The following is a 12,883-nucleotide window of genomic DNA, read 5'->3' as shown; positions in this document are numbered from 1 at the left end:
AAACTAAACTTAAGGAAAACAAAAATAAAAAAAAATTATAAAAACACTTTGGTTAATTATAGATTGCAGGACTTGTCATTGCGAGCGAAGCGCGGCAATCTAAAAAAGCGCGATAAACTCTGCAACCTCCGAAAAAACAACCGCTCTATTTTGCTCTTTTGTGTCTAAAATCCTCTCACACATCAAAGCTAGATTTTCATCAATATTGGGCACAAGAGAGCGGATATTTTGCAGTTTTTCATTTTTAAGCGCATTTGTAAACCTCTCGTACGCAGAGTACGGCTCTTGATTTGATAGTTTGTAGTAGAGTTTTCTACCTATCTCAAAAAGTTCAAACTCCTCATTTTTACCTGTATTTACTTTTTCGCTAAAACCAATCTCGATATCGATGTTTTTTTCTCTCAAATAAGCACCGAGTTTCATCATAAAACCAATAGAAGCAGGAGTGCAGAGCTTTAAAACCCTCTCATTGAACTGCTCAAAACTCTCAAAATGATTTTTAAGCCTTTTATACTCAAGCATAAGAGTCTCTACATAAAAATGAGCATATCTAAGCGGAGCCGATTTGATGACGGTATACCCCTCAACACCCTCGCTTGTTAGTTTCCCGCCTAGAGAGATATTAACAGCCCCCTCCATTTCACCCCCGATTTTTACTTTACACCCCTCAAAACCGATGTCGGCAACTCCATGCAAACCGCACCCTTTTACACACCCCGACCAGTACATTCTTACTCTTCCATCAAGCATTGGAACTTTTTTCTCGAGATACTCTGCCATTTTTATAGCATCACTCTTGTTCTCTATAACGCCAAACGGACAATGTTGCGACCCTGCGCACGCGATGAGATGGTTTTTATAGACGGAATCAACGCTTTTGTATCTTTGAAATAAACTCTCTTTCAAAAGTGCTTCTACTTCTCGCACACCCATTATATAAAGGCTCTGTTCGACATCAAATCGCACTTGCGAATTTCCATATTTTTGGCTTAACTCTGAGACTTCTATCAAGTCGCTTCCACTAAAAATCCCGCTTGGAATCACAATATGAAGTGCAAAACTTCCATCACGAAGCTCTACTTTTCCGTGATCAGAATCGTTAAAGTCAAGTTTTGTCATAGCCTCACCGGCAGTTGCAAAGTTTACACCCGCATTTTGTCTGATTGCTTTAGCTATCTCTTCCATTCCGACTGCTTCAACTAAGAAAGAGAGTCTGTTTTTATTTCTGTTATCCCTAAAACCGAATCTTTTAAAGATATCTATTATGGAGCCGTACGCAGATTCAACTTCGCTAGGAAGCAGAAAAATATCTGCACTTTTCGCAATTTTGCCTACTTTTCCGCCAAGGTACATATTGTAGCCGTAAACGCCGTTTTTTTGAGCCAAAACAAAAGAGCAGTCATGCCCAAAAGCGTTACATCTGTTTGAGATTGAACCTGTAATTGCAGTATTAAATTTTCTCGGAAGTGCCGAAATCCACTCATAGTTATATAAAAATTTACTCTGCAACCTCTCTAAAAGCTCTTGTGAGGGCAAAATATTGTCAAATCCATAGCTATCAAGCGGGTCGTTTACTATGTTTCTAAAGTTATCAACCCCTGTTTGGTATGAAGTTATACCGACACTTTGCATTCTCTCAAAAATAGTCGGCATATCTTTTATATCAAGGTATCTAAGCTCCACTTGAGCTCTTGTAGTGATGTCCATGTAGTCTTGCCCAAACTCTTTTGCAATCTCGCCCAAAACTCTTGCTTGAAGCGCGTTTAGATGTCCGCCGGAGATTCTCACCCTAAGCATAAATTTTTTTGCGGTCGTAGAGTCTTTATCGTAGATGCCGAAACATTTCAAGAAGTAATCTTTATCTATCTCTGCAATAGAGTCATAGCCGTTTTTTGCATAATACTCCAACTTTTCAAACGCCTCTTTTGGAGTTTGCATAACCTTTGTCTCTTCGACTTTATTCAGTTTTTTTGCTCTTGCTTCGTAAGCTTTTTGTAACTCTACCATTGTAACTCCGATCTCTATCGAATATAGTCACAATTTTAGCAGTTGCAGAAACAGCAGTAGGCAATTTATTGCTTATTTTTTGTGCAATGTCTCCACTTTAACTGCACTATGGTTATAATCAGGCTGAAACGACTCACAATCTAGCAAATCATTTGTCAAATAGTTTATGTCACGGTTGCTTATAGGGATGAAGAGCACTCCTTTTGCTACGCTATTTACCACCAAAGCCTTTGTGACAAGCTCTCCTCTTACTGAAGAAACTCTAACCTCATCACCCTCTTTAATACCTAAATTTTTTGCATCATCAGGATTTATCTCACAAAAACTAAGCTCTTTATATTTTAGCAGCGAAGCAACTTGTGCAGACTTTGTTCCGCTGTGCCACTGATCCCTTGTTCTGCCCGTTAATAGTAAAAAAGGATAATCGGGTGTTGTTTTTTCGCTAAGTAAGCGGTTGTGGACAAAAAAGAGATTTCCGACTTTAGCAGGCGTTAAAAAGGTTTTGATTTTTTCTCCCCAAACAAACGGTTTATGAGAAAGTTCGTCATAAGAGGCATCGCATATATCCATATAACCGTTTAATTTTGTCATCTGTTGATACTCTTCAAATATCTCTTTTGGACTTTTATAGTCAAACTCTTTTTTATATCCAAGCTCCTGCGCCAAGAGCATAAAAATCTCCCAATCGGCTTTGATATCTTTAAATGTTTTTCCAAGCTTGCACTGTTTTGTAATCGTTCTATCCAAGTTTGTCTGAGTTCCCTCTTTCTCTCCCCAAGGAGTTGCCGGAAGCCTTATGTGAGCGAACTTTGCACTCTCTGAATTCTCGTACGCATTTATCTCTACTATTAGCGGGATTTTTTGTATTAGAGCTTCGTTTTTGTTTCTGTTTGGAAGATGATAGATCGGGTCGGTGTGGCAAATGATAAGCACTTCAATCTCTGCTTCTAACATCTGCGTTGCGCATAGCCCCGCTTTGTTGCTTATGTTGTTAGTATTCCAAAACTCCGATACCTTTTTTATACTCTTATCATCAAAACCCAGATGCACGCCAAGCATAGTTGAAAGCCCGCCGACCTCTCTTCCGCCCATAGCATTTGGCTGACCCGTAAGGCTGAGAGGTCCGTTTCCCTCTTTAAATATTTTGCCGCCCAACAGATGGGTGTTGATAAGGGAGAGATTTTTATCCACTCCTTGAACCGACTGATTTAGCCCCATCGTCCAAGCGGTAATTATATTTTTGCTCTCTTTATATAGCAAAAAGAACTCCTCAAACTGCTCATAAGTAAGTCCGCATCCCTTAAGCATCTCTTCGCTTTTAAGAGAGTTTAGTCCGTTCTTTAGCGCTTCAAAACCGTTTATATGTTTTTGCACAAACTCTTTCTCATACAGCTCCTCTTCTATTAGTCTCTTAGAGATAAGGTTAAAAAAGTCAATATCGCCTCCGACTTTTATGGGCAAATATATATCTGCACTTTTTGCGGTATCGGTAAATCTCGGATCTACTACTACAACCTTTAGCCCCTCTTTTTTTGCTTTTTTTATCTTATTGTGAAAAATCACATGCGACTCCGCCGTATTTGCACCTGCAAGTATAAGCAGGTTTGCGCTAAAAATATCATCCATTCTAAGCGGAACAAAATCGGCGCCGATGGATTTTTTATATCCTACAACGGCACTAGACATACAGGTACGGCTGTTTGTATCGACATTGTTTGTGCCGATAAACCCTTTACCAAGCTTGTTGGCTATATAGTAATCTTCGCTTAAAAGCTGTCCAGAGAGGTAAAATGCTATTTTTTCTTTAGGAGTTTGTTTGATTTTTTGTGCGATTGCCGATATACACTCTTTATATGAAGAGGTTTTAAACTCATCATTTATATTTTTACGCAAAAGCGGTGTCGTGAGCCTTAAAGAACCCATACTAGAGAGTTGCGACGTACCTTTTAAACATAGATTTCCTTTGTTTATAGGGTATGATGCATTTCCGCTAAGTTTACCGCCACCGTACTCAACCCCGCAACCGACACCGCAATATCCACACACAGACTTAATCATATATATCTCCATAAACTTCATAATAAAAAAATTATACGCTAAAATAAATATTTTTAAAGGATACTTAGTGATTAAGATTTGCACAATATCAAATGAGTATTTTTTAAACATAAATTATTTTATTAATTGATTATTTTTTAAGCATAAATTTAAAATAATGGCTACAATTTGTCATTATAATTTTACTATAAATTTGAGGAGGTTATTATGGCAGGTTTTAGCGCATTAAGAGGTCAAGGACATTGGCCTACACTTTTAGCGGCATTTTTATACTTTGACTTTAGTTTTATGGTCTGGACTATGCTTGGACCGTTATCTAGCGAGATTGCGGAGGCTTTAGCAGTCGGTGGATTTATCATAAGTGAGTCTCAAAAGGCTACGCTCCTTTCCATACCTGTTTTAGCAGGAGCGATTCTTCGCATAGTTTTAGGTTTTAGCGTAGATAAGTTTGGTGCTAAAAAAACCGCCCTTGCTTCTCAACTGCTCGTTATTGCAGTTCTCTTTTATGCATACTTTAGAGGTGCAAATATCTCTTACGATGAGCTTTTAGTCGTGGCAATCGGGCTTGGTTTTGCAGGTGCATCCTTTGCGGTGGCTCTTCCACAGGCCGGTCAATGGTATCCGCCAAAACTTCAAGGTACTGTTTTAGGGATTGCAGGAGCAGGAAACATAGGAGTGGTAATCGACTTTTTATTTGCACCCAAAATTGCCGAAATTTGGGGATGGGAAGCCGTATTTTTAGTCGGTGCGGTTTTATCGACTATCATTTTTGTGGCATATATTTTTATGGCAAAAGATGCTCCGGCAGAAGTTTACACACCTCGTCCAAAAAAATTAAAAGATTACGGCAAACTACTTCAAGATAGAGACACTTGGTGGTTTAACCTCTTTTATGCAGTGAGTTTCGGCGGGTTTGTCGGTTTTGCCGGATATATGAAAGTTTATCTTATGAACACTTATCAAGCTGATATGAGTGCTTTTGGAATAGATATTTTAAATGAGTCGAATGTTAAAGTTATAGCCGGTTACTTCGGTGCATTATGTATATTTGCAGGAGCTATTCTTCGTCCGGTAGGCGGTGCCGTTGCAGATAGATTCGGCGGCGTAAAATCGCTTTATCTGTTTTTTGGCTTAGTTCTTGCTTTGTCACTCTTAAATGCTTTTATCGCTCTGCCTTTTGGCTTTGCAATTTTAGTTCTGTTTCTTATCATGGCAAACTTAGGGATGGCAAACGGTGCCGTCTTTCAACTGGTTCCGCAGAGATTCGGCAAAGATATAGGTATTATGACAGGTCTTATCGGTGCAGGCGGTGGGCTTGGAGGAACTTTGCTTATAAATACTCTCGGATGGAGTAAAGAGGCTTTTTCAGGTTACGGAGCCGGTTTTTTAATCTTTGGAGGAGTCGTAATGATAGCGCTTGTGGGAATTAGCTTGGTAAAAACAAGATGGAGAACTACTTGGGGATTAAATGCAGGCGGTAGAATCTGATGCAAGATATAAAATACTCTGCTTTTGGGCTTGCAAAAGGCAGAGATTTAACAAGTGATGATTTTTATGCTATCAACTCAAATGCAAACATAACTATCGGCGTCGTTTGTGACGGCGTAGGAAGTGCCGAAGCAGGCGCAGAAGCAGCAAAAAGAGTCACAAACTACCTATTAAATAACTTCAAAATCCGCCCGAGAGCTTGGAGCATTGAAAAATCCATACGAACTTTTATCTCTTCTATAAACTCTATCTTATATCAAGAGGGCATCGTAAATTACGAGAGAGCCGAACTTTTGACGACTCTTGCACTCGTTGTTATAGAGGGAAACAGACTCTACGGTGCAAATGTGGGAGACAGCAGAGTTTATCTGCACAGAAACGGTGTCTTGACTCAACTCTCATATGATCATATCGAACAAGAAGGAAGCCATATACTAACTCAAGCTCTCGGCGGTGAAGAGAGAGTAGAGCCGTTTTACTTTGAAAATATTCTCTCTCAAAATGACAAGATACTTCTTTGCAGCGATGGACTCTACAATACTTTTGAGTCCGATTTTATTGAAAAAAACATACACTTCGGCGCCCACTCTTTGGTAAAAAAAGCCAGTTTTCTAACCGACGATAACCTTGCAGACGATACGACAGCCGTTATCATCGAGATATTAAAAGATAACGAGCTAACCACCCTAAAACAACAAAAATTACCCATTGCACAAGATCTAAAACCACAACAAATTATAGACGGTTATAGACTTGAGAAATCATTCAACGACAACACTTGGGAGGCTTTTAAAAAAACAAAAAAATACATTTTAAAATTTGCACCCAAAGAGGCTATCGACGATGAAAAGATATTGGATTTGTTTATAAAAGAGGCATGGAACGCAAAAAGATTAAAAGCCGATTTTTTTCCAAAAGCGGTCATCCCAAAAAACAGAACTCACAGATACTATGTTATGGAGCGTGTCAACGGGCAAAATCTTCAAGAGATACTAGAGTCGCACACGCTTAGAATTGACGATGCTATAAAACTCGGAGAATTATTGCTAAATATGTCGCAGTTTTTATTAAAGTACGATTTGGTTCACGGCGACATAAAACCGCAAAATATCATGCTTCTTAGCGAGGGACAAAATACTGAATTTAAAATTATTGATTTTGGCTCGATTACGGAGATATTTTCCATAAGTTCTAAAGCGGGAACACCGAGTTTTTTATCTCCTGAGAGATTTTTAAATGAGGCTCTAAGCGAATCGAGCGAAATATTTTCCATAGGTATCACGCTCTACTATGCTCTTACAAAAAAGTACCCTTACGGTGAGATAGAGCCGTTTCAAAACCCTATATTTAAAGAGGCGAAAAAACCTAGCTTTTACAACGAAAAGATTCCGCACTGGCTTGAGAGCATCATTCTCCGCGCTATTGCACTCGACAAGGAACAGAGATATTCTCACTACTCGGAGATGGCTTACGAGCTTAAAAACCCGCAAAAGGTTGCACCGTTTTTTTCAAAAGGCATACCGCTTCTTAAACAGCATGAACTAACTTTTTATAAAGGTGGTTTCATTATAATGACAGTTATTAATTTCATCCTCTTAATTTGGATGAATTCAAAATAAAGTTCTTGCAGTTTTGCGAGAAATCCAATGAAAGTGAGTCGATGAGCTGGCTAAATTTTTTTGAAACAAAAACAGAATTAAAACATCAATTTGGAAGAGGAATAAACGCAAATATTCCAAAAGATGAAGAGGATTTATTTAACAAATCATATGAAGCGTTTGAAAAAAAAGATATATTAAATGCCTATGAATTCTTTTTAAAATCCCTTCAAAACTACTCAAACAATATTTCAAACCAAAATATAGTAATCAAAAGAGCAGATGAAAAACTAAATTTTGAGATATTTCAAGGAACTGCTAAAATCAGCGGTACGATAACCAAAGAAAATCTTTATGCCGAAGCTATTATTACAAAAAAATCATCCGCAAATGTCGCACTTAAACGATTGATTTTGGAGAGAAACTATCAACTTACCTATGCCTATTATTTTAGTGATGATGAATATATAAAACTAAAACTTTTTTTCGACAACATTACCATGACTCCGCAAAAAATTTTTTTCCCACTAAGAGAGATAGCCTTAAATGCAGATTTTGACAAAGAGTATACAAAAAGTGAATTTTTAGATGTTCCTATCGAAGATATAGAGCATTTAAAGCCGCTAGATGAAAATGAGTTACACATTAAATATGATTTTTTACATAAATGGATTGATGAAATAACGGCTAAAATATCCACGCTGCCATCAAACGACAATGCAGCTATGCAATCATTTATACTTCTTTATTTTATTTTTAAAATTGACTATCTGCTGGTACCAAAATACGCGATTTTTCAAAAATCCAGCAAAAAAGTTCAAGAATATTTTAGCGATGAAAACTTGAGCGTAGAAGCAAAAAATGAAGAGTTGAGAATTTATATAAATGAACTAAAAAAGATGGGTTATGAAGAGTTTAAAACAAATTTTTATAATGCAAAATATACTTTTAATCCCAATGAAAAAGCATCACAAGAAGAGATAGATGTTTTTATAACCGAATCTCTTGCAAAAATCAGATGGTACAAAAACAACAGATATAATCAAGTAATTCCTACAATATACAAATATATAGCCTTATATCTTCTATATAATTATGGTTTACATCCCGTTACAAAAGCTCTGCTTCACACTTTAGTAGAGATTCAAAATCCTGATTTTTTCAACTCACTTGGCTATGATACTCTTTATGATACAAAAAGTTCTGCTTTTGCAAAAAGAGCGATTATTTCAAGAATAGATGATATTATTTCCCCATATCAAAGTCGTTTTAAACTATTAAAACCTTTTGGGGATGAACTAAATTTTACATCGCTCAATGAATTTAGCAACAGCTTTTATCTGCAACTAAAAAACCTTAACTTTGAAGAGATATAGCCGTGAACACTCAAGCCATATTAGAAACTTATATCGAAAATATTATACAGATTATGACGCCGTATGGAAGCGGCACGGGCTTTATTATAGGTGATTTGATAATCACAAATTCTCATGTCGTCTCAGGTCTAAAAGAGGTAGTAATCAGTGCTAAAAAGATTAAAAGAAGCATTGCAAAAGTGGTGTATGATGATGCATATTTTGATTTGGCATTTATTAGTTTTGATTTTGAGATACCGAAAAATCCGCTTGTACTCTCCACAAAAACCATAGAAGACGGAGATACGGTAATAGCCGTAGGGCATCCCTACGGACTCAATTATAGTGCAACCGAGGGTATAGTCTCAAAAGCTTCAAGACTTTACGGAGAGTTAGAATATGTTCAGATTGATGCGGCTATAAACCCGGGAAATAGCGGCGGTCCACTTTTGAGCACAAGCGGAGAGGTAGTAGGCGTAAATACATTTATCATTCAAGACTCTAATAATTTGGGATTTGCGCTTCCATATTTCTATGTAGATGAAGCTCTTGAGAGTTACAAAAAATTAAATTGCCAAAATATTATCAAATGTCAATCATGCAAAAACCTAATTGATGAAAAAGATATAAAAAATGATTACTGCCCCGCATGCGGTATAAAACTTGAAACTGCAAAACTGCGAAGAAAAGGTTACAACCCGACGGGCATCACAAAACTGCTTGAAGAAATTTTGACATCTTTAGATGTAAATGTTACATTAGCTAGAAGATCTCAAGCTTCTTGGAGAGTCGATTACGGCACGGCACGCATAGATATAAACTACTATGAGAACGGGATTATTATAGGTGACTCAAAACTGTGCGTCATACCTCAAGAAAATATATCCCGCATTTATGATTACCTGCTTGATGAAAACAACAAGTTATCTTATTTGCGATTTTCCATAAATGAAAATTTTGTATACTTATCATATCTGATAGTTGACTCGTCATTAACACTAAAAGAGGGAAAAACTGCGATTGAGAGACTTTTTGTAAAATCAAACGAGTATGATGATATTTTGATTGAGAGATTTAATGCCACAAAACAAAAACGAGATGAAGAGGATTAGTATGAAGAGATTTTTAGAATTTAGAGTAGATTTAGATAGCTTTATAAAAGAGCTAAACAAAAAAGTAGAACAAAACAACAAAAAGGTTAATGAGCTTTTAGAGATAAAAAATAAAACATTCTCAAATTTTGTAAAACCGCTAGGGATGATGGATGAGTACTTGGAGCAGTTTTTTACTCCACTCTCACATATAAACTCAGTAAGCAATACACCTAAAACCCAAGAGGTATATGCCGACTCTCTGCCTATTATCACCGAGTACTCTACAAAACTTTCACAAAATTTGAATATCTACAAAGCTTACAAAGAGATACAAAAAAATGAACAAAACAGCCTAAATCAGGAACAAAAGAGAGTTTTGGAGCTAAATATACTTGGCTTTGAATTAAGCGGCGCTCATTTGGATGAAAAAACAAAAGAGAGGCTTCAAGAGATAAACATAAGAAAGAGTGAACTCTCAAACGACTTTTCGCAAAATATTTTAGATGCGACAAATACTTACGAGTATATTATTACGGATGAAAAAGATGTAGAGGGTATACCTCAGAGTGATTTCTTAAATGCGAAATTTGAAGAAAACGGCGTTAGCAAATATAGATTTACGCTTCAAATGCCATCATACATAGCTTATATGACTTACGGAAAAAATGAAAAAATCAGAGAAGAGCTTTACCGTGCCTATGTAACAAGAGCGCCTCAAAACGAGAAGATTATAAATGAGCTTTTAACGCTTAAAAATGAGATGAGCAACCTTTTGGGATTTGCTAACTACGCCGCATATTCGCTTGCAAGCAAAATGGCAAAAGATGAAAAAAGCGTTATAGACTTTTTGGAAAAATTGCTTATCAACTCTAAAGCACAAGCTCATGCCGAATTAAAAGAAGTTCAAGAGATAGCTAAAAAACCTCTGCAAAGTTTTGATACCGCGTACTACAGCGAACTTCTAAAAAGAGAGAAGTATGATATAGACGAAGAGCTTTATCGTCCATATTTTGAGCAGATGAGCGTACTGGGCGGTATGTTTGATTTCTTAAACAGACTCTTTAACATCACATTTAAAAAAACAGATGAAAAACTTTGGCACGAGAGAGCATTTTCTTATGATTTGTATATTGATGATAAATTAAAAGCCAGACTCTATCTCGACTTGGAAGCAAGAAAAGGCAAGCAAGGCGGCGCGTGGATGAACAACTTTCAAACCCATTGCATAAATGAAAAAGGAGATGAGCAACTAGCCTCTGCCGTTATAGTGTGCAATTTTCCGCCCTCTTCTAAAGATAATCCGTCGCTTTTAAGACATGATGATGTCGTAACGCTCTTTCATGAGATGGGACATGCAATCCACCACATGCTAAGCGGCGTAAATGAAAATGAGGTAAGCGGCGTAAACGGCGTCGAGTGGGATGCAGTTGAGTTTCCATCACAATTCTTGGAAAACTTCGCATATGAACCCCATGTGTTAAAACTCTTTGCAACTCACTATAAAACAAAAGAGATAATAAGAGATGAGATGATAGATAAACTGGTACGCAGCAAAAACTTTTTATCCGCTTCAGGTATGCTAAGACAGCTGGAGTTCTCTATCTTTGATTTTAAACTTCACACAAAACTTTATCAAAGCGACGAAGTTCAAGATCTGCTAGATTCGATAAGAGATGATACGGCACTTATCAAACCGCCGTCATACAATAAATTTCAAAATGGATTTTCACATATATTTGCAGGCGGATATGCAGCAGGATATTACAGCTACAAATGGGCAGAAGTACTTAGTGCCGATGCATTTTTCAGAGTAGTTGACGAAGGCATCTTCAACTCCGACACCGCAAAAAGATATTTGGATATTGTTTTGGGCAAAGGCGGCTCACAAAGCATGCAAGAGCTTTTTAAAGAGTTAATGGGACGAGAACCAAACCCTGACAACTTACTAAGATTAAATGGGATTAAATTATGAAACTTTTACCTTTACTATTTTTATTATTTACAACTCTATTTGGAGATAAAACTTTGACGATAGCATCATACAATGTGGAAAATCTATTTGATTTAGATAAGAGCGGCTTAGAATATGAGGAGTATATTCCAAACACTTCATCCGATTGGAATCAAAGAAACTATAAAATTAAGTTAGAAAATATCGCACGAGTTATCAAAGAAATCGATGCAGATATCATAGCTCTGCAAGAGGTAGAGTCGCTTCAAGCGCTTATTGATTTAAGATTTACACTTAAGCAAAACGGACTATATTACCAATACTACAGTATTGCCGATAAAAAAAATACAACAGTTAAAGTAGCACTCCTTAGCAAAATACCCTTTGTCTACTCAAAAGAGTTAAGCGTTACCCAAACAGACGAACATAGAAACATTTTAGAAACAAAATTTAAAATTGACGATAAAGATCTCTATCTATTCATAAATCATTGGAAATCAAAATCAGGACCTGAGAGCCAAAGAATTATCTCCGCGAAAACTTTAATGAAAAGAGTAGATGAGATAGGGTTTGATAAAAATATTATTTTACTCGGAGATTTTAACTCTGATTATGAAGAGCATTTGAAGTTTGCAAGAAAAAGAAATCTAAATGATACTGACGGCAAAACAGGGATCAATCATATATTAGGAACCATAAATCAACAAAACAGAGCTTCACATGTAAATTTTGCAAAAGATAGCTTTTATAATCTTTGGTATGATGCGGAACCGGAAAAAAGATATACATATATATTTAAAGATGAAAAAGAAGCAATGGATAACATTTTAGTATCACAATCTCTTTTAAACTCTAAAGAAATCTCTTATATAAACAGAAGTATTACAAATTTTGATAAAGAGTATCTATTTAAAAAAGGAAATATAAATAGATGGGAAATTTCTCACGCAAGAGTAAAAAAACATAAAGGAAAAGGATACTCCGACCACTTGCCCATCGTAGCAAAATTTAGCGTTAAGTAAATACTCTATCACCGTCATTAGCAAGGAGGCATAGCCGATATGGCAATATCGCTCTCCTTCTAAGACTGCCGCATCACTTCGCTTCTCGCAGTGACCATTTTTCGTTATTACAACTCACTCTGCCGTTACAAATCTATCTTTATATTAGTTATCGTGAGCACATTGCGAGGATTTCTCTCTCCATCATCGCGAGCTTCTTTAGAAGCGCGGCAATCTAAAAACAAAAATATTCAGAGAGTTCAATTTGTAGTTATGATTTTAAAAGTTAATAGTTAGAATTATTTAGATGTTTTAATTTAGCGTTTTATAA

At 36.5% G+C, this 12,883-nt stretch carries 8 protein-coding genes; 6 read left to right on the top strand and 2 right to left on the bottom strand.

All coding sequences use genetic code 11. The features are described 5' to 3' along the window. Positions 1–99: 99 nt before the first annotated feature. Together PHQ93_RS09965 and PHQ93_RS09960 are read right to left on the bottom strand one after the other, a co-directional pair. Complete coding sequence (locus tag PHQ93_RS09965; RefSeq protein ID WP_299943886.1) at positions 100–2,007, bottom strand: ferredoxin--nitrite reductase; 1,908 nt, start codon at positions 2,005–2,007, stop codon at positions 100–102. Positions 2,008–2,079: 72 nt separating this feature from the next. Further along, positions 2,080–4,065: a molybdopterin oxidoreductase family protein gene (locus PHQ93_RS09960; protein WP_299943883.1), complete on the bottom strand. Its 1,986-nt coding sequence runs from the start codon at positions 4,063–4,065 to the stop codon at positions 2,080–2,082. A 207-nt stretch (positions 4,066–4,272) separates the two neighbouring features. On the opposite strand from PHQ93_RS09960, the gene PHQ93_RS09955 reads away from it, so the two are divergent. Genes PHQ93_RS09955 through PHQ93_RS09930 form a run of 6 tightly spaced genes read left to right on the top strand, consistent with a single transcriptional unit; the run spans position 4,273 to position 12,573 of the window. Then, positions 4,273–5,553, top strand: a complete 1,281-nt coding sequence (locus tag PHQ93_RS09955) for a nitrate/nitrite transporter (RefSeq protein ID WP_299943880.1) — start codon at positions 4,273–4,275, stop codon at positions 5,551–5,553. Then, positions 5,553–7,172, top strand: coding sequence for a bifunctional protein-serine/threonine kinase/phosphatase (locus tag PHQ93_RS09950; RefSeq protein WP_299943877.1), 1,620 nt, complete (start codon positions 5,553–5,555; stop codon positions 7,170–7,172). Before PHQ93_RS09955 ends, PHQ93_RS09950 begins: the two co-directional genes overlap by 1 nt. A gap of 41 nt (positions 7,173–7,213) precedes the next feature. Beyond that, on the top strand, positions 7,214–8,527 hold the full coding sequence (locus PHQ93_RS09945) for a hypothetical protein (RefSeq protein ID WP_299943874.1): 1,314 nt from the start codon (positions 7,214–7,216) through the stop codon (positions 8,525–8,527). A 2-nt stretch (positions 8,528–8,529) separates the two neighbouring features. Then, entirely contained in the window at positions 8,530–9,618 is a 1,089-nt protein-coding gene (locus tag PHQ93_RS09940; RefSeq protein ID WP_299943871.1) for a trypsin-like peptidase domain-containing protein, read from the top strand. A 1-nt stretch (position 9,619) separates the two neighbouring features. Beyond that, positions 9,620–11,572: a M3 family metallopeptidase gene (locus tag PHQ93_RS09935; protein ID WP_299943868.1), complete on the top strand. Its 1,953-nt coding sequence runs from the start codon at positions 9,620–9,622 to the stop codon at positions 11,570–11,572. Further along, positions 11,569–12,573 carry an endonuclease/exonuclease/phosphatase family protein gene (locus PHQ93_RS09930; protein WP_299943866.1) on the top strand — a complete coding sequence of 335 codons (1,005 nt, stop codon included), beginning with the start codon at positions 11,569–11,571 and terminating at the stop codon, positions 12,571–12,573. Before PHQ93_RS09935 ends, PHQ93_RS09930 begins: the two co-directional genes overlap by 4 nt. The last annotated feature ends 310 nt before the right edge of the window (positions 12,574–12,883 follow it).

The sequence above is a fragment of the Sulfurimonas sp. genome, assembly GCF_028714975.1.
Lineage (GTDB): Bacteria > Campylobacterota > Campylobacteria > Campylobacterales > Sulfurimonadaceae > Sulfurimonas.
This window is presented reverse-complemented; position numbering and strand designations above follow the sequence as displayed.

Bases quoted from the DNA above. Each gene is read 5' to 3' on its own strand.
- PHQ93_RS09960 (WP_299943883.1), bottom strand. From the start codon at position 4,065: ATGATTAAGTCTGTGTGTGGATATTGCGGTGTCGGTTGCGGGGTTGAG.
- PHQ93_RS09965 (WP_299943886.1), bottom strand. From the start codon at position 2,007: ATGGTAGAGTTACAAAAAGCTTACGAAGCAAGAGCAAAAAAACTGAAT.
- PHQ93_RS09950 (WP_299943877.1), top strand. From the start codon at position 5,553: ATGCAAGATATAAAATACTCTGCTTTTGGGCTTGCAAAAGGCAGAGAT.
- PHQ93_RS09945 (WP_299943874.1), top strand. From the start codon at position 7,214: ATGAGCTGGCTAAATTTTTTTGAAACAAAAACAGAATTAAAACATCAA.
- PHQ93_RS09955 (WP_299943880.1), top strand. From the start codon at position 4,273: ATGGCAGGTTTTAGCGCATTAAGAGGTCAAGGACATTGGCCTACACTT.
- PHQ93_RS09930 (WP_299943866.1), top strand. From the start codon at position 11,569: ATGAAACTTTTACCTTTACTATTTTTATTATTTACAACTCTATTTGGA.
- PHQ93_RS09935 (WP_299943868.1), top strand. From the start codon at position 9,620: ATGAAGAGATTTTTAGAATTTAGAGTAGATTTAGATAGCTTTATAAAA.